Annotated in this window: 14 protein-coding genes and 2 pseudogenes; 11 read left to right on the top strand and 5 right to left on the bottom strand. The window is 51.7% G+C overall.

Translation table 11 applies throughout. The features are described from left to right. Positions 1-256: 256 nt before the first annotated feature. Positions 257-1,147 carry a succinate--CoA ligase subunit alpha gene (sucD, locus tag FJM74_RS02805; protein ID WP_187261042.1) on the bottom strand — a complete coding sequence of 297 codons (891 nt, stop codon included), beginning with the start codon at positions 1,145-1,147 and terminating at the stop codon, positions 257-259. Between the two features lie 411 nt (positions 1,148-1,558). Here sucD and FJM74_RS02800 point away from each other — a divergent pair. The 3 genes and pseudogenes from FJM74_RS02800 to FJM74_RS02795 form a co-directional block, all read left to right on the top strand. Then, positions 1,559-2,539, top strand: a pseudogene (locus tag FJM74_RS02800) (PLP-dependent cysteine synthase family protein); the annotation flags it as partial. A gap of 670 nt (positions 2,540-3,209) precedes the next feature. Then, positions 3,210-3,350 (top strand): annotated as a pseudogene (locus tag FJM74_RS22725) (histidine kinase); the annotation flags it as partial. Positions 3,351-3,392: 42 nt separating this feature from the next. Continuing rightward, a complete protein-coding gene (locus FJM74_RS02795) occupies positions 3,393-3,830 on the top strand; it encodes a response regulator (protein WP_187261040.1) in 438 nt (145 codons plus the stop codon). Positions 3,831-3,947: 117 nt separating this feature from the next. Here the strand turns inward: FJM74_RS02795 and FJM74_RS02790 are convergent, their stop codons facing one another. Both FJM74_RS02790 and ade read right to left on the bottom strand, forming a co-directional pair. Continuing rightward, the gene (locus tag FJM74_RS02790) at positions 3,948-4,793 is read right to left on the bottom strand and encodes a sulfite exporter TauE/SafE family protein (RefSeq protein WP_187261039.1); all 846 of its coding nucleotides are present in this window, start codon (positions 4,791-4,793) and stop codon (positions 3,948-3,950) included. 226 nt (positions 4,794-5,019) lie between these two features. Next, a complete protein-coding gene (gene ade, locus FJM74_RS02785) occupies positions 5,020-6,654 on the bottom strand; it encodes an adenine deaminase (RefSeq protein ID WP_187261038.1) in 1,635 nt (544 codons plus the stop codon). An 89-nt stretch (positions 6,655-6,743) separates the two neighbouring features. Here ade and FJM74_RS02780 point away from each other — a divergent pair, with 89 nt between their 5' ends. The 7 genes from FJM74_RS02780 (at position 6,744) to FJM74_RS02750 (ending at position 12,540) form a co-directional block, all read left to right on the top strand. After that, the gene (locus FJM74_RS02780) at positions 6,744-6,899 is read left to right on the top strand and encodes a hypothetical protein (RefSeq protein WP_187261037.1); all 156 of its coding nucleotides are present in this window, start codon (positions 6,744-6,746) and stop codon (positions 6,897-6,899) included. 17 nt (positions 6,900-6,916) lie between these two features. Continuing rightward, positions 6,917-7,612 carry a (d)CMP kinase gene (gene cmk, locus FJM74_RS02775; protein ID WP_187261036.1) on the top strand — a complete coding sequence of 232 codons (696 nt, stop codon included), beginning with the start codon at positions 6,917-6,919 and terminating at the stop codon, positions 7,610-7,612. Between the two features lie 18 nt (positions 7,613-7,630). Next, positions 7,631-8,521: a 4-hydroxy-3-methylbut-2-enyl diphosphate reductase gene (locus FJM74_RS02770; RefSeq protein ID WP_187261035.1), complete on the top strand. Its 891-nt coding sequence runs from the start codon at positions 7,631-7,633 to the stop codon at positions 8,519-8,521. 99 nt (positions 8,522-8,620) lie between these two features. Then, a complete protein-coding gene (locus FJM74_RS02765) occupies positions 8,621-9,163 on the top strand; it encodes a DUF502 domain-containing protein (protein WP_187261034.1) in 543 nt (180 codons plus the stop codon). 480 nt (positions 9,164-9,643) lie between these two features. Next, positions 9,644-10,462 (top strand): alpha/beta fold hydrolase, encoded by an 819-nt coding sequence (locus FJM74_RS02760; protein WP_187261033.1) that lies wholly within the window; start codon positions 9,644-9,646, stop codon positions 10,460-10,462. 390 nt (positions 10,463-10,852) lie between these two features. Beyond that, on the top strand, positions 10,853-12,034 hold the full coding sequence (locus tag FJM74_RS02755) for a PQQ-dependent sugar dehydrogenase (RefSeq protein WP_241738917.1): 1,182 nt from the start codon (positions 10,853-10,855) through the stop codon (positions 12,032-12,034). A gap of 80 nt (positions 12,035-12,114) precedes the next feature. Beyond that, a complete protein-coding gene (locus FJM74_RS02750; protein WP_187261032.1) occupies positions 12,115-12,540 on the top strand; it encodes a DUF1801 domain-containing protein in 426 nt (141 codons plus the stop codon). A 396-nt stretch (positions 12,541-12,936) separates the two neighbouring features. On the opposite strand, the gene meaB is transcribed toward FJM74_RS02750, so the two are convergent. Further along, entirely contained in the window at positions 12,937-13,917 is a 981-nt protein-coding gene (gene meaB / locus FJM74_RS02745; RefSeq protein WP_187261031.1) for a methylmalonyl Co-A mutase-associated GTPase MeaB, read from the bottom strand. A gap of 516 nt (positions 13,918-14,433) precedes the next feature. Between meaB and FJM74_RS02740 the strand changes: the two genes are divergently transcribed. Then, entirely contained in the window at positions 14,434-16,287 is a 1,854-nt protein-coding gene (locus tag FJM74_RS02740) for a glycoside hydrolase family 10 protein (RefSeq protein ID WP_187261030.1), read from the top strand. Positions 16,288-16,660: 373 nt separating this feature from the next. Here FJM74_RS02740 and FJM74_RS02735 read toward each other — a convergent pair whose 3' ends face one another. Continuing rightward, positions 16,661-17,089 (bottom strand): hypothetical protein, encoded by a 429-nt coding sequence (locus FJM74_RS02735; RefSeq protein ID WP_187261029.1) that lies wholly within the window; start codon positions 17,087-17,089, stop codon positions 16,661-16,663. Positions 17,090-17,220: the final 131 nt, after the last annotated feature.

Genomic DNA, 17,220 nt, shown 5'->3' with positions numbered 1-17,220 from the left:
TACTGTTCTGCACACTAAGTAAAGCTAAAGAAGCACACGCAACTAAGCTTTACTGGCTGAAAGAGCAATTATTTAAATGAAAATGGCCCTCCAGAGGCTTTCGGCTTGTATAGCAGTATTGTTGCCGCTCTGGTGCTACCGGCTACCGAGGAAAATCCCGCAAGCAAAAGTTATCAAACAAAAAAGGCCGCCTTTAAGTGGCAGCCTTTCCGTATCGTTATCTTCTCTACACAGGTAAGGAAGATCTAATTTAGTGTTAAGCGTTGATGCCAGCTTCCTGTAACGCTTTCACCATGGCCTCGCCGATCTCGGCAGGAGACTCTACCACGTTGATGCCACACTCGCGCATGATCTTCATTTTAGCGGCAGCTGTATCATCAGCACCACCTACAATAGCACCGGCGTGGCCCATACGACGGCCGGCAGGAGCCGTTTGCCCGGCAATAAAGCCTACTACCGGTTTCTTGTTGCCGGTTTCTTTGATGTACTGCGATGCCATGGCCTCGTAGTTACCACCAATCTCACCGATCATCACGATGGCGTCCGTCTCAGGGTCTTCCATGAGCAGCTGCACCGCGTTTTTAGTTGGCGTTCCGATGATCGGGTCGCCGCCAATGCCGATGGCAGTAGAAATGCCAAGGCCGGCTTTCACGATCTGGTCAGCAGCCTCGTAAGTTAGCGTGCCGGACTTAGACACGATGCCGATACGGCCCGGCTTGAACACGAAACCTGGCATAATGCCTACTTTTGCCTCGCCTGGCGTAATCACGCCCGGGCAGTTTGGCCCGATAAGGGTAACATCTCTGTTTTTCAGGTAGTTTTTGGCAGCTACCATGTCTTTTACCGGAATACCTTCTGTAATGGCAACAATTACCGCTATGCCAGCGTCAGCAGCTTCCATAATAGCATCGGCAGCAAAAGCCGGTGGCACAAAAATGATGGATACGTTCGCACCTGTCTGCTTTACAGCATCAGCTACCGTGTTGAACACAGGGCGCTCGAGGTGCGTGGAACCGCCTTTTCCGGGGGTTACGCCACCAACCACGTTAGTGCCATACTCTATCATTTGCTGCGCATGGAACGAACCTTCGGAACCAGTAAAGCCCTGCACAATCACTTTGGAACCTTTATTTACTAAAACACTCATGTGTGTATCTTAATTAATTGATGTATAGACGATCTGACTAATAAGCGATGTGCAAAAATAGCCTTTTTTATGGGCCATGCAAAAAATAGTTGTCCCTAAATCCTGTCAGGCACCGGAACTCCCTGCAGCAAAGGACCGTTCTCAGGAGTCGGGCTGAGCCGGATCCGGGGAGTGGGGCAGGACTGCGGAGCAGCAGGAGCTGTGCGGCCTCCGGAGGGGCTTTTTCATTGGCATAATTTGTTGCTCCGGTGCGGGGCCGTGGTGCACCCGACGTAAATTATTCAAATGAAAACGGTCTTTTGGGAAGCTCGCTGCCTCGGCTGCCGCTCCTGCTGGCAGGAATAAGGGCATTTCCGGCAACAATTAAAAATCAAACTATTACCTTTACATTAAATCACACATATACCTTACATGAAGTATCTGAATCATATAACCGAGGCAATAGGCAACACTCCTTTAGTAAAGCTGAACAAGGTGACGACAGGCATAAAAGCCACTATACTTGCCAAAGTAGAGTACATGAACCCGGGCAACTCTGTAAAAGACCGCATGGCTGTCAGAATGATAGAAGATGCCGAGAGAGCCGGTATTCTGAAGCCAGGGGGCACTATTATAGAAGGCACCTCCGGCAACACCGGCATGGGCCTGGCGCTGGCCGCCGTTGCCAAAGGCTACAAATGCATCTTTACGCTTTCTGATAAGCAGGGGCAGGAAAAGATCGACATCCTGAAAGCCATGGGCGCCGACGTGATTGTGTGCCCGACCGATGTGACGCCAGACGATCCGGCATCTTACTATTCGGTGGCCAAGCGCCTGAACAAGGAGATCCCGAACTCCTTTTACCCAAACCAGTACGACAACCTGTCTAACACGGCCGCACACTACGCCACCACCGGGCCCGAGATCTGGGACCAGACCGATGGCAGGACCACGCACTTCGCTACCGGCGTGGGAACAGGGGGGACCGTGTCGGGCATCTCCAAGTACCTGAAAGAGAGAAATCCGCGGCTTGTAACTGTTGGTATCGATACCTACGGCTCTGTTTTCAAGAAATACAAGGAAACAGGCATTTTCGACGAAAAAGAGATTTACCCCTACGCCACTGAGGGCATTGGAGAAGATATCCTGCCTAAGAACGTGGATTTCGACCTCATCGACACATTTATAAAAGTATCGGATAAAGACGGTGCCGTAATGACGCGCCGCCTTGCCCGCGAAGAAGGCCTTTTCGTGGGCTGGTCTTCGGGGTCGGCGGTATACGGGGCGCTGGCCTATGCCCGCGAGCACCTGACCGAAAACGACCTGATGGTGGTGCTCCTGCCAGACCACGGCACCCGCTACCTGGCCAAAATTTACAACGACGAGTGGATGCGCTCGAAAGGATATATAGATTAAGTGCACGCAGGCACATCTGTTGCATACACGCAGCAGCAGGAATAAGCTCCGGAGGGGCATTTTGATTTGAATAATTGCCCCGATAACCATCGGGCCATCATGTGCCGGCCTGAAACCTTCATTTTCCTTATCTGAAAGCCTGAAACTTATGTTTCAGGCTTTTTTCGTTTAGCCTGCACTGTTTTGAGATTCCTTTCAGGAAAAAAGATCCTGCTGCAGCGGTAGCGTCTCCTGGCGGCGGCCTCTGATGCTGAAAGATATTTTTCTAATATTGTAGAAACTGACCTTACCGCTCCCCGCACAACCTGAAGGCCCCTATTTTAAACATTGAGGGCTGTTAGGTGTTCTGGTAGAGGAGATACCCGCTCCGGCCGGGAGCGGCAGTGCCGGCGGATATCTCTTGCAGAAGTACCGGACGCCGTCAAAGTGTCGGGTAGCGAATTGGTGGAGCGCTATTTGCAACCGACTTTCTGGCATACCCTGCTACGACCAATCAACGTAAAACTTGATAAGCATTTCCTGCAAACCGTTGACGAATGCTATTAAATACAGATTCCCGGGCTGGCCACCAATTATTAATTTTAGTACAAAAGTTGAAGAAGATTATTTAGTTTTGTCTGTGGCTGACAGTGGCATAGGTGTGTAACGCCACCGAGCCCAACAGGAAATGTTCAGCCTTTTTAAGCGATGGCACGACCACGTAGAAGGAAGCGGGGCAGGTTGTACAATCGTTAAACAAATTATTGAAAACTACAGCTGTAGTATAAACGTAGCTTCAGAAGTCGGGACTGGAACAACGTTTACGCTTCGGTTTCCATGTGCAAAACCGAGCTGGATTATAACCTTTACTATGAAAAAATTATCAGGCATCCTGCTTATCGATGACGATGATACTACTAACTATTTGAACCAGCGTCTGTTAGAGAGAATGCAGGTGACGGATCATATTCGAACGTTTGTGAACGGCAAGCAGGCATTCGATTATTTATACAATGTGAGCAATCATAACTACGAGGCCACCAATGCCGATTACTTTGAGCCGGAGCTTATTTTCCTGGACATCAACATGCCTGTGATGGACGGCTTTGAGATGCTGGAGCTGTATGAGCGCCTGGATGAGGAGTTCCGTGATAAAATTGTGATGACCGTGCTCACCACCTCCACACACCCGCACGACACAGCCAACTCTACCAAATACGCAGCCGAATACCTGACAAAGCCCCTCACGGCAGATAAAGTGAATATGCTGCTAAGCAAGTACTTTAAAAATCGCCTTACCATCAGGTAACAAAGCAGCAGCAATGCCAGCTAAAGAGTACTGCCCGGAGCTGTACTCTTTTTTTGTGCAAAACCTGTCTGGCAATTCAGCGGCTGAAGCCTGCAGCGCCGATATCCAACTTGTAGCTTAGAACGAGAACCCAAAGCTCGACTTCACGGCCAGGTGGAGCAGAACCCCCAGGCCCGCCAGTAAAAGGCCCAAGGCGATCAACTCATCGATATGGTTTTTGGGTGGCCATTTTTGCTTGATGATGTTGCCGCCAACAGCGCCTACCATAAATCCGGCCATAACAGGCAGGCTGCGGCTCCAGAAAACATTCCCGATCAGGTAGTGGCTCACAAAACCCGTGAAGCTCGTGATAACCAGGATAAACAGCGAGGTGGAGGTAGCCACCTGGTAGGGCATCCGGAAGAGCTTTGTCATAATGGGCGTTTGCAGAAACCCGCCGCCAATACCGAAAAGCCCTGCTACAATGCCTGTCATAAACCCGAAAATTGCCACCAGCCCCACATTCAGGCGGTAAGCCAACTTTTTTACTTTGTTTATGCGGATAAAGGAAGTAGGCACACCTCGCATCTGGTACATAAGCCCCGAGTGTTTAGGCGGGGCTTTCGCCTGTCTGTTAAAAAGAAAATAGACCCCGATTAGCGTAACAAACACCGAGAAGATAAACTGCAGCCGTGCCACCGGGAGCGAAGCCACCAGAAAAGCTCCTAACACCGTGCCCACCACAGCCGGCAGCTGAATAAGCGTGCCCACCAGGTAGTCGATGCTTTTGTCGCGCAGGTTAAACACCGAGGCAATAAGCGAGGCCGGCACCAGGGCCGACATGGTGGAGCCGATGGCAATTTCTATGTTGTAGCCGAAAAAGATGATCAGCACCGGTACCATAAAAACCCCGCCCCCAAATCCGATAATGGTGCCAAACGCGCTCACTACGATCCCAATAAAGAAAATAAAGAAAACTTCCATCTGCTTTGGTGCCAGGGTCTTTTTAATTGTGGATGAGTGAAGGAGCGATTCTAACGGCTGTAGCTTTATCTGAGCTTTCAGGGCAAACTAACAGGCATAACACCGAATTATTCTAATCAAAAAGGACCTCGGGAGCGTGTTTTACTGCCGCCGCTGCTTAGCCTGGTTACGACACTACATCTTGTCTTTGCCAGCAATCCAATACATGAACAGGTCACTCACTTACTCATTCAAAAACTGGTACAAACGCAAACCTTTCTCCATCAAAAAGGCCTTTGTCGCTTAGTTTAAGCGAAGGAATTACCAGCAGCGCCATAAACGATAAGGTCATAAACGGAGAGGCTAGTTGGCTTCCCATGTCTTTGCTCATGCGGTCTATGGCGGAATAGGCGGCTGCCACTGCATAGCCATCGGCTGCCGACATAATGCCTGCCACCGGCAGGGGCAGGAGCTGCTCAAGGTCGCCATCCACAGCTGCCACGCCGCCTTTGGCTTGAATTACCAGGTTCACGGCCCGGCAAATGCTTTCATCGTCTACACCCACTGCTATAATGTTGTGCGAGTCGTGGCCCACGGAGGAGGCCAGCGCGCCGCGTTTCAGGCCCGTGTTTTTGATGAAGGCTACGGCAGGCGACGTGTTCTGGTAGCGGTTTACTACGGTTAGCTTCAGCACGTCCTGCGCTGTGTCCGGCACCATATTCCCGTTTTCGATCTTGGGTTTGGCCCAACTTTCTTTCGTGACCAGCTGCCCGTCGAAGGCTTCGATTACCCGTGTGCGGGTGGCATCTGCAGCAGCTATGGCAAACTGAGCAGGGGTTTTGGGCTTGGTGTTGAAATTGTTGATCACTTCGCTTTGGCTCACCTGGATTTTTGTTTGCCCCTGTTCGGCCACCAGTTGCCCGTTTATGTAAGTAGCTGTCACGTTGAAATTGTCCAGGTTCTCCACTACGATAAAGTCTGCCGGGTCTTGCTCGCGGAGCAGGCCCACTTCCAGTTGGTAGTGCTGCACGGGGTTCAGACAGGCCGCGTGTAGCACGTGGAACAAATGGTGCCCTTTGGCCAGCGCGCGTTTCACGAGCAGGTTCAGGTGCCCTTCCACCAGATTGTCGGGGTGCTTGTCGTCGGAGCAGAACATGATGCGGTCGGGGTAATCGGCGAGCAGCGGGATCAGGGCTTCAAAGTTTTTGGCGGCGCTTCCTTCTCGTATCAGTATCTTCATGCCGGCCGCCAGTTTATCCAGCGCTTCCTCGGCGGTGAAGCACTCGTGGTCGGTGCTGATGCCAGCGTCGGCATATTGCCGGGCCTGCTCTCCGCGCAGGCCGGGAGCATGGCCGTCCACGGCTTTCCCGTACTGGTGGGCCAGCGCTATTTTCTCCATCACGGAGGCGTCGCGGTGGAGCACGCCAGGCCAGTTCATCATCTCGGCCAGGTATTTTATCTCATCGCGCTGAAAAAGTGTTTCTATGTCGGCAGCTGTAATTTCGGCACCGGCCGTCTCAAAAGGCGTGGCCGGCACGCAGGAGGGAGCCCCGAAATAGAACTTAAACGGCACCTTTTTTCCGTTCTCGATCATATACTCTACGCCCCTAACACCTAATACATTACCGATCTCGTGCGGGTCCGACACCGTGGCAACCGTGCCATGCACCACCGCCAGCCGGGCAAACTCAGCGGGTACCAGCATAGAGCTCTCCACATGCACGTGGGCATCTACAAAGCCAGGGAGTATATAATGTGTGGCAGCAGTGGCCTCACGAACTATTTTTTTGATAAGGCCGTTAGCAACATGAACCGTGCCTTCATAGATTTCCTGCTGGTGCAGGTCTATGATGCGTCCGCTGATAGAAAAGTCTGTTTGCATGGTTAGGAACAGGGGGTGTTTTGATAAAACGCCTTGATGTTGGGCTTAAAACCGTAATTTAGTCTATATTTGCATTAAAATTAGTCGTTTTGAGAAAGATAATTTCCTATGTGGTGCTGGCCGCATTTCTGGCTACGGGTCCGCTGGCAGGCTGTTCTACAAAAACCCCTCAGCAGAAAAAGACGGCTGCTTACCAGAAGAAGAGCAAGCGTGGCAACATGCCTTGCCCTTGTGACTCTAACTAATTTCTACGCTGCACTTTATGAAAAAAATTGTGATTGCGATCGATGGCTATTCCTCCTGCGGTAAGAGTACTACCGCCAAAAGAGTGGCCGCCGAGCTAGGGTATGCCTATATCGATACGGGCGCTATGTACCGGGCCGTTACCCTCTATTTTCTGCAGAACCACGTCTCGTTCACCAACCCGAAGGAGATACACAAAGCCCTCGACAGCATCGACATTTCTTTCCATTACAACCCCAAGGCAGGCCGCAACGAGGTTTACCTCAATGGCCTGAACGTAGAAGACGAGATCCGGAAAATGTACATTTCCAACCAGGTGAGCGAGGTGAGCGTGCTGGTGGAGGTGCGCCGGGCCATGGTGGCCCAGCAGCAGAAAATGGGCCGCAAGCGCGGTGTGGTAATGGATGGCCGCGACATTGGCACCGCTGTTTTTCCGGATGCCGAGGTGAAGATATTTATGACGGCCGATGTGGACACCCGCGCCAGAAGGCGGCAGCAGGAGCTGCTGGATAAAAAGCAACTGGTGAACCTGGATGAAATAAAAGCAAACCTGGAAAAACGCGACCTGATAGACTCTACCCGCACCGAGAGCCCCCTGCGCCGCGCCGAAGACGCTTACCTGCTCGATACCTCGTATATGATGATCGATGAGCAGGTGGAGTTTGTGCTGAACAAGGTGGCCTCTAAGGTGCTGGTAAATGATTTTTCTGAGTAAAAGAGTGAAGCTGTAAACATGACTGTAACAATCGATAAAAATTCCGGCTATTGTTTTGGGGTGGAATTTGCCATACAAATGGCAGAAGACGAGATGGAAAACGTGCCGGAGCTGTACTGCCTGGGCGACATTGTACATAACGGTATGGAGGTGCAGCGCCTCTACGCCAAAGGGCTCCGGATTATAGACAGAGACCAGCTAAAGGAACTGCACGATTGCAAGGTGCTCATCCGGGCGCACGGTGAGCCACCCGAAACCTACCAGGTGGCGCTCGAAAACAACATCGAGCTCATAGATGCCTCCTGCCCGGTGGTGCTGAAGCTGCAGAACCGCGTAAAGCACGCCTTCGATTCCATTAAAAAAGACAATGGCCAGATCGTGATCTACGGGCAGCTGGGCCATGCCGAGGTAATAGGCCTGACCGGCCAGACCGGCGACCAGGCGATAATTGTGACCACAGAAGAAGACCTGGCCAAAATAGACTTTACACGCCCCGTTACCCTCTTTAGCCAGACAACCAAAAGCACCAAAGGCTTCTACCACATAAAAGCGCTGATAGAAGAGCGCATACGGCAGGCCAGCCAGGACAGCACACAACCTGCCTTCGATGCCAACGACAGCATTTGCCGGCAGGTATCGAACAGAGAGCCGCAGCTGGCCCGCTTCGCTACCGAGCACGACGTAATTGTGTTTGTGAGCGGCAAAAAGAGCTCCAACGGGAAAGCCCTGTACAGCGTGTGCAAGCAGCATAACCCCAATAGCTACTTTGTGGAGAACGAGAAAGAGCTGGAAAGGGAATGGTTTGCCGCCGCCGAAAGCGTAGGCATATGCGGTGCCACCTCCACGCCTATGTGGCTCATGCAGCAGGTATCGGATGGTATCTATGCCTTGAGCAGAGAGGTGGTTTAAAGATAGAACAGGCGCTGGCAACGGCACCAGAACAATACCTATATTTTAGTACCTTTAGGCTTTGCAACCGCAAAGCCTTTGTTCTTTTCTACATTCCACATGGCACGCATATTTCGTTACTTCCTTAATGGACTTCTCATAACAGCGCCGCTCACCATCACCATCTGGATTGTGGTGGCCATCATAGACTGGCTCGACAGCATGATAGACCTCGGCGTGCCTGGTCTGGGAATTCTGCTGATGGTGTGTTTGCTCACCTTTGTGGGTTTTATCGGGTCCTTCTTTTTTGTGAAGCCGCTGTTTGTGGTAGGGGAGCGGCTGTTAACCAAAGTGCCGCTGGTAAGCATTATTTACTCCAGCATCAAAGACCTCTTCGATGCCTTCGTGGGCGACAACCAGAAGTTTAACAAGCCGGTGATGGTGAAGATGACCGAAGCCTCCGACAATTTTAAGATGGGCTTTGTAACGCAGGAGGAGTTCAACACCATTAGCCTGGAAGACCGGGTGGCCGTATACTTCCCGCACTCCTACAATTTTTCAGGCGAGCTGTTTATCGTGCCGAAGAAGAACGTGGTGTACCTCGACCTGCCCAGCAGCGATGTCATGAAGTTCGTCGTCTCTGGTGGGGTGTCTAAACTCTAGGCCCTCAGCAGCAGAAAGCCTCCGGAAGGCAGTTTTCATTCGAATAATTTGGTTGCTGGTTGTTTGTTGTTGATTGTTAATTGCCAATTGTTAAGTAGTGGATTTAAAGCTCATGCCACCTCGTAAAAAGTTACTGCCAGTATCTATGCAGCGACTTAGCCTTCAAGGCCTTTCGCTGGTGCGAGCTTGTAGCTCGTACTTCCATGCGCCTAGAGCATTTTAAGTTGCATGGAAAAGTTGCTGGTATTACCTGAAATATATGAAAATGCAGCAAGACGGGCTGGATAAGGTTCGTACGAGCTGCAAGCTCGCACCAGCATAGGAGGTTTAAAAATGAGTTTTGAAGCACAGGTTTAACGCTTAGTTCCTTACCACGCGTAGTATGTGTGCCGTGATACTGATGTCTAGCATCTGAAATCTAGTATCGAGCATCTACAAAAGCCTCCGGAAGGCAGTTTTCATTCAAATAATTCCTAGGTCATGCCATTTCTGCACCATCACCATTCGCGCCTGCATTACCGGGTTTTGGGCCGGGGCAGCAAAGCCATGCTGGCCTTTCATGGGTACGGGCAAACGAGCGCTTATTTTCTGCCTATGGAGCAGGCGCTGGGGGAGGAGTACACCATCTACGCCTTCGACCTTTTTTTCCATGGCAAGAGCAGCCTGCAGAAGAACAAAACGCCCCTTTCCAAAGTGCACCTGACCGATATGATCAGCCAACTGCTGGAGCAGGAAAACATACAGCGCTTTTCGCTAATGGGCTACAGCATGGGCGGAAAATTTGCCCTGTCGCTCGTGGAGCAAATGCCAGCGCGTGTAAAGGAGCTTCACCTGATTGCCCCCGACGGCATCCAGACCAGTTTCTGGTACAACATGGCTACTTACCCCGGCTGGATGCAGCAACTCTTTAAACGCACGGTGCTCAAGCCAGCTCCATTTTTCCGGTTCCTGGGTTTCATGCACCGCCTGAAACTGGTGAGCAAGGGGCTGCTGCGCTTTGCCCGCTACCAGATGGACACCCGCCAAAGGCGCCTGCGCGTGTACCGCAGCTGGATCGGCTTCAAACACCTGCGCTTCGACATCCGGAAAATCATAGATACGCTCAACGAGCGGCAGGTGCCCGTTACGCTCTACCTGGGGCAGTTCGACCGGATTATTGCGCCAAAGCGCTTCGAGACCTTTGTGCAGGCCCTCGACCAGGGCAAACTGGAAATGCTGCCGACCGGCCACACGCACCTGCTACAGGAGGTAGCCAAACTGCTGCAGCAACGGCGGCAGGGGCTGATACCTGAGGAATAGACAGGCAGCAGCAGCAGCAGCAGCAAAAGCTAATGGAAGGCATTTTCCATTAGAATAATTCCCAAAAAGAGTACTAGCAGCAAAGACCTCGCAGCGTGCGCAGCTCCTGCGAGCGTCTGGAGGGTGAGCATCTCTGTAGCAAAACGAACACGGGACTCAATTCCAGGCTTCACTCCAATTATTTCAATCAAATCAGCCCTCCGGAGCGCCTTCTGCCTTAGAATAACCGGCACCGTTTTTAGTCTACTCCTCGTTTAAAGAAGAAATTAGGAAAGCGCTATGTTTGAATACTTTCTCCCGGTAACCTGGTCAGGACCTTGCTCTTCGCCAGCTATGGCATATCAAGGTGAAATTCCGTTTCTTTACCTTCTAATCGTTAAGCAACATCTTATGCGTACCTCAATCCGGTCACTTCTTTTTGCTTTTACCGTGATGGCCTTCAGCACAGGCTGTTCTTCTGATCGCAAGCCAGACGAAACAACACAGGCAGAGCGCCCGGCTGCTAAGGGAAGCAGGGCAGCCACTTTCCAGAGCGAAGACCTGCAACGGTTAACTCTGCCCGAAGGCTTCCATATAGAATATTACGCCCGCAACGTGACGGATGCCCGTTCCATGGCGATTAGCCCTTCCGGTATCGTGTTTGTGGGCACGCGCAGCAACGACAAAGTATATGCCCTGGTAGACCGCGAAGGAGATGGCGTGGCAGAAGAGGTGGTGGAAGTAGCCACCGGCCTCGACACGCCCAACGGGGTGGCTTTCCGGGATGGGGCGCTGTTTGTGGCAGAGGTGGGGCGCATCCTGCGCTTCCCGAACATTGAAAAGACCTTCCGGAACAAGCCGAAGTTTGAGGTCGTAACCGATGAGTACCCAACCGATCAGCACCATGGCTGGAAGTACATTGCCTTTGGCCCTGATGGCAAGCTGTATGTGCCTGTAGGGGCGCCCTGCAACATCTGTAAATCCGAACCGATTTATGCCTCCATCACCCGCGTAAACCCCGATGGGTCGGGGCTGGAGATCTTTGCCGAAGGAGTGCGCAATTCAGTGGGCTTCGACTGGCATCCTGCTACCAAAGAGCTGTGGTTTACCGACAATGGCCGCGATATGATGGGCGACAACCTGCCGCCGGATGAGTTGAACCGTGCCCCTGAAAAAGGCATGCATTTCGGCTACCCCTACTGCCACGCCGGCACCATCTCCGACCCGGATTTCGGCAGCGAGCGCAACTGCCTCGACTTTATCAAACCTGCTCAGAACCTAAGCCCGCATGGCGCTGCCCTGGGCATGAAGTTCTACACTGGCAGCATGTTTCCGGAAGAGTACCGCAACCAGATTTTTATTGCCGAGCACGGCTCCTGGAACCGTTCCGACAAGATCGGCTACCGCCTGATGCTGGCCTCGCTCGATGGCAACGGAAAAGTAACCGCCTACAAACCCTTCGCCGAAGGCTGGCTGCAAAACGGCACCGACGACTGGGGTCGCCCTGTAGATGTACTCGTGATGCCAGACGGCGCCCTGCTGGTGTCAGACGACAAGAACAACGCCGTGTACCGGATTACTTACACAAAGTAAAAATGTTGTAATCAAATGATTTGTCCGGAGTTTTGTTGCCAGCTCATCTAAAACCACTCTCATTCCATTTATGAACATTTATGAAGGAACAAAAAACCAAACCAACAAAGGAGCAGGTGCCGGCATTTCTGGACCTGGTGGTAGATGAAACAAAGCGTAAAGACAGTTACGTGCTTTTGGAGCTGATGGAAAAGATAACCGGCTCCGGGCCGAAAATGTGGGGGCCGAGCATTGTCGGCTTCGGGAGTTACCACTACAAATACGCGAGCGGGCACGAAGGCGATGCTCCTTTGGTGGGTTTCTCTCCACGCAAACAGAACATTTCCCTTTACCTGATGCCAGGTTTCGAAGGCCAGGAAACGCTGCTGCAGGAACTGGGCAAGCACAAAACCGGCAAAGGCTGCCTCTACATCAATAAACTAGAGGACGTGAGCCTTCCGGTGCTCGAAAAACTGATCCGGCATGCAGCAGAAACGCTAAAGGCAAGGTATCCGCAGGAAAGTTAGAGAAGTGAGGTCCCATCAGCAGCAGCAGCAGTAGCCTCCGGAAGGGCATTTTCATTAGAATAATTTGTTGATTGGTGATTGTTGGGTTGTTAAATCTATACTGAACATCCAGCAGATCCCGCTGCCGCGAGCTTTCAGCTCGTGGTTATTCTTGATGGCGAGTTTTCAACTCGCGGAAGCATGCTGCCTTTATTTCTTCAGTATTCTTCATGAAATAGAATTACTTCTGCTAAATCATAGCCACCCGCACTTGCCTTAACTTCTGATTTTTAATTTCAGCCCGTGGTCTTACATGGAGCGAGTTGAAAACTCGCTCCATGTAAGACCACGGGCTGAAAGCTCGCGGCAGAAATATACATAACGCAGCATCAGTAATAAGATCAGCCTCTGGAGCCTCTAGCTCAGCCCCAGCAGTTCAGCGGCGGCAGCAAAAGCTGATTTCTCTCCCTCTTTCACTTGCCGGGTAATCTCCGGGAGCTTTTCCTGCACTGCCCGCTGGGCATAGAACTTTTCCTCCAGCGCCTGCCGGATGGTTTCGTGGAGCCACTGCAGGTTTTGTTCACGCCGTTTTTGCTCATAATAGCCATTCTGTTGCGTGTGAGCCAGGTAATCGCTTATGGTTTGCCAGATGGTCTCCAGGCCGCTTTGCTCCAGGGCAGAGCAGACCGAAACGCGGGGCAGCCAGCCGGAGGCCGGGGGCGGGTACAGGTGCAGGGCATTCCGGTATTCTGCTCTGGCAGTTTTGGCCTTCTGTTGGTTAGTGCCGTCGGCCTTGGTAATGGCAATGGCGTCAGCCATCTCCATAATGCCGCGCTTTATGCCTTGCAACTCATCGCCGGCCCCTGCCAGCATCAGCAGAAGGAAAAAATCAACCATACCGTGCACCGCGGTTTCGGACTGACCCACGCCTACTGTCTCCACAAAAATGGTGTCGAAGCTGGCGGCCTCACAGAGCAGCATGGCCTCGCGGGTGCTCCGGGTAACGCCTCCCAGCGACTTGCCGGCGGGAGAAGGCCTGATAAACGCCTGAGGATGGTGCGAGAGCGACTCCATGCGGGTTTTATCGCCGAGTATGCTGCCGCCGGTGCGCTGGCTGGTAGGGTCTATGGCCAGCACCGCCAGTTTTTTGCCTTGCTGCCGGATCAGGTAACTCCCGAAGGCTTCGATAAAGGTGCTTTTCCCGACTCCCGGCACGCCTGTAATGCCAATCCGGATCGAGTTGCCGGTGTGCGGCAGTATCTGGCTGATAACCTGCTGCGCCAGTTCCTGATCAGAGGGCAGCCTGCTCTCTACCAGCGTAATGGCCCGACTGAGCATCACACGGTCGCTGGCCAGGATGCCTGCCACATAAGTATCGGCACTAAATCGTTTCGCCAAAGCTGCTAAAGTTAAGTTCTCTCCATTTTGCAATTCAGTAGAAGCAAATTTAACCTTTCTGATTTCTTAAGACGCCTCAGTAGATTAAAATTTAGAAATAACTGACCTTGCAATCCGAAATTCGATTATTCAGCATAAAGAAAACGTGTTTGGAGACGAGCGCGAGAAACATCTGACGGTTTAACTAAGAGAGAAGCATTGCTTGCTTTTCAAGCCTGTGCCGTCATTCAATTATACATCTCCCTATCAACAACTAACAATTAACAATCAAATTTTTCCAATCAAAAAGCCCCTCCAGACCTGCTCTGTCTCCGATTACCGCTCAAGTATGACTGCCGGAAAAAGAAACCTCGATTTATTTCTCAACAACCATTGCCAGATAAGAATTGCCGGAGTAATTTTGATAGGCGAGGCTGTTGAAAAAAGCGCCTAAAACATATTGGAATCGCTATGTTTCAGGATCTTAGATAACGCCTTTGGTCAGCTTCGTTCAGAATCGTTTCTAACACCAATTCCATGAATTTCAAGTTTTTGCTTTGCCTGCTTGCAGGTTTTTTTATGACTATAACCACGTTTGCACAGGAGCAGCCAAACCGGGAGTTCAGGGGCGTGTGGGTGGCTACCGTAGCCAACCTCGACTGGCCCAAACCAGGCGATTCTGCTGCAGCGCAGAAGCTGGCGCTGCAGCGCATGTTCGATAAAATAAAAGATGCCAACCTGAACGTGGTGTTCTTCCAGGTGCGCACCGAGTGCGACGCCTTTTACAAATCGAGTCGGGAGCCCTGGTCCAGGTACCTGACCGGCACGCAGGGCAAGGCCCCGGAGTACGATCCGCTTGCTTTTGCCATCGAGGAAGCGCACAAGCGAGGCCTGGAGCTGCATGCCTGGTTTAATCCGTACCGCGTTAACTCCTCACCGGCTGCCAACGTGCCCTTTGCTGCCAACCACATCTCCAAAACAAAACCAGACTGGCTCCTGAGCTTTTCTAACGGCAAAAAGATACTGAACCCCGGGCTGCCGGAGGTGCGCGAGTATGTGGCCAGCGTAGTGCGCGAAGTGGCGCAGAACTACGACATCGACGGGGTGCATTTCGACGATTACTTTTACCCTTATCCCGAAGGTACTTTTAAAGGCATTTCCTCAGAAGACGCAGCCACTTTCGCAAAATATGGCAAGAAGTTTAAGGATGTGGGAGACTGGCGGCGCGACAACGTAAACGAGACCATGCGGCTGGTGCAGCTGGCCCTGAAAGCGGCCAGGCCGGAGGCCAGGTTCGGGGTGAGCCCTTTCGGCATCTGGAAAACAAACGTGCCGGCAGGCATTAAAGGAATGGACGCCTACCATGCCATTTATGCTGACCCACTTACCTGGCTCGAAAAACAATACGTAGATTACCTCTCGCCACAGCTCTACTGGGTTATTGGCGGCATGCAGGATTACCGGAAGCTGCTTGAGTGGTGGTCTGATAAAACCCACAGTGCGTCGCGCCATTTATATGCCGGGCACAGCCTGCTGGCAAAGGGAGCCACAGAGGCCGAACTGCCCAACCAGATCGACATAACACGGGCTAACCAGCACCGCAACGCCTTAGGAGCTGTTATTTTCAGGGCATCGAATTTAACGAGCAACACCCTGCAGAGCCATAATGCGCTGAAAGGAAATACTTTTCAGGCACCGGCTGCTCCACCGGCCATGCAGTGGAAGCCCGGAGCCAAACCTGCTGCCCCCACCGGCTTTGCCATGGTAAAAGACGAGAAAACCGGCGATTACCATGTCAGCTGGAAGCGCCCTAGCAAAAACAAGCATGTGTTCAAGCGCTACATGCTGTACCGTTCTTTCACGCCGGTTACTCAGGTGGCTGATCTGCCGGACGGAGCTTTGTGTGCCATCCCGGTTTCGGAGTCGTTTACCATACCGGCCTCACAGGTGCCTGCGCAAACAAGCTATTGGGCCGTAACAGAACTGAGTCCGGGTAACGTGGAAAGCGAGTTGAGCAATTTTGTGATGCTTGATATGGGGGGCGCTATTGCGCAGCTACCCGCTCCCGATTGGGTGGAGCCGCTGGATGCCAGAACCATAGAGCATATAAAAAACAAAGCTGCCCAACATTCTGTACTGGATGCGGAAAAACGTATGGTGAGCACCGTTTCCACGCCTTATTACCTGAATGTAAAACTGAAGAAGAAGGCAGAGGTAAAAGTTATGCTGATGTCGTTGGATGGCACTGTCCGGACGGAGGCGCTCATGCGAAAATTCAAGACCGGCGTCTACACCCTCAGCATCGACAGAACTAAGCTCGATGCCGGCGAGAACCTGCTTATCCTGACCATAAACAACAAGCAGTCCATTAAACGTGTGATGCTGAATTAGCAGGCTCCTGCTTTGATCTCCAGACCAGATCAAACGAATAATAGAAGCAAGAACGGCACGTATCGGTCCTTCCTAATTTATAACCAGGCACAGTGCAGAGTACATGCCTGTAACATCGTTTTCAAATGAAACTGCCTTCCGGAGACTTTTTTAGACACAGGACACAAGACGTAAGACACCAGACTCTTCTAAAGTTAAGAGTTAAGAGTTAAAAGTTATGAGTTGTTATGTGTTTTGTGGTTCCTCTTCAAATTCCCTCATCAACCATTAAACCATTTAACAACCAGCAATTAACAACCAGCAATTATTCTAATCAAAACTGCCTTCCGGAGGCTTTCTGCGCTGGCACCCCCAGGCCTGTACCTTTCTCTTGTTACCCCATGCTTTGCAGCTTTTCGGTGAGGGTTTCTATGAGCTCGTCCGTCCAGCGGTTGGCAATTTCCTCGTACTCGCTTTTATCCCAGGCTTCCAGATACTGTTTCTCGAGCCAGGTTTTAGTTTTGTCGGGGCCTACTTCGTAATAATCGATGTGCAGCCTGAAGAGCAGGTCCTTGGCCAGGTCGAAGGCTGGTGCGCCTGCCCGTTGGAAACCCTCCAGCCGCAGCCGCAGCCCCAGTTGCTGCACGTTGCCCTTTTCCAGGCTGATTTCCTCTGCGCCTCTGGCCCAGGTATCGGCCACGCGCTCCAGCTGGAAATCATGAAACATCGGAACAATGTCTGCCAGGTTTTGGTGCAGGTGCTCAGCCAGTACTGGAAGCACTTTGTCGTAAAGCTGCTGTATAGTTTGTTTGTCTCGTGCCATAGGGTTTGGTTTGTTTGCAAAATTAAAGAAGAAATTAACAAAGCCGTTTAGGTGGGAACGTATACAGGACAAGCGCTAACACCGGTGCCATTCTTTTTGGCGCAGCTTGTAGGTAATTTTAGAAAAATACG

The sequence above is a fragment of the Pontibacter beigongshangensis genome, assembly GCF_014332515.1.
In the GTDB taxonomy this organism is placed as follows: Bacteria; Bacteroidota; Bacteroidia; order Cytophagales; family Hymenobacteraceae; genus Pontibacter; species Pontibacter beigongshangensis.
The sequence above is the reverse complement of the archived record's forward strand: the minus strand, read 5'-3'. Positions and strand labels throughout refer to the sequence as shown.

Bases quoted from the DNA above. Each gene is read 5' to 3' on its own strand.
- sucD (WP_187261042.1), bottom strand. From the start codon at position 1,147: ATGAGTGTTTTAGTAAATAAAGGTTCCAAAGTGATTGTGCAGGGCTTT.
- FJM74_RS02795 (WP_187261040.1), top strand. From the start codon at position 3,393: ATGAAAAAATTATCAGGCATCCTGCTTATCGATGACGATGATACTACT.
- FJM74_RS02790 (WP_187261039.1), bottom strand. From the start codon at position 4,793: ATGGAAGTTTTCTTTATTTTCTTTATTGGGATCGTAGTGAGCGCGTTT.
- ade (WP_187261038.1), bottom strand. From the start codon at position 6,654: ATGCAAACAGACTTTTCTATCAGCGGACGCATCATAGACCTGCACCAG.
- cmk (WP_187261036.1), top strand. From the start codon at position 6,917: ATGAAAAAAATTGTGATTGCGATCGATGGCTATTCCTCCTGCGGTAAG.
- FJM74_RS02770 (WP_187261035.1), top strand. From the start codon at position 7,631: ATGACTGTAACAATCGATAAAAATTCCGGCTATTGTTTTGGGGTGGAA.
- FJM74_RS02765 (WP_187261034.1), top strand. From the start codon at position 8,621: ATGGCACGCATATTTCGTTACTTCCTTAATGGACTTCTCATAACAGCG.
- FJM74_RS02760 (WP_187261033.1), top strand. From the start codon at position 9,644: ATGCCATTTCTGCACCATCACCATTCGCGCCTGCATTACCGGGTTTTG.
- FJM74_RS02755 (WP_241738917.1), top strand. From the start codon at position 10,853: ATGCGTACCTCAATCCGGTCACTTCTTTTTGCTTTTACCGTGATGGCC.
- FJM74_RS02750 (WP_187261032.1), top strand. From the start codon at position 12,115: ATGAAGGAACAAAAAACCAAACCAACAAAGGAGCAGGTGCCGGCATTT.
- FJM74_RS02740 (WP_187261030.1), top strand. From the start codon at position 14,434: ATGAATTTCAAGTTTTTGCTTTGCCTGCTTGCAGGTTTTTTTATGACT.
- FJM74_RS02735 (WP_187261029.1), bottom strand. From the start codon at position 17,089: ATGGCACGAGACAAACAAACTATACAGCAGCTTTACGACAAAGTGCTT.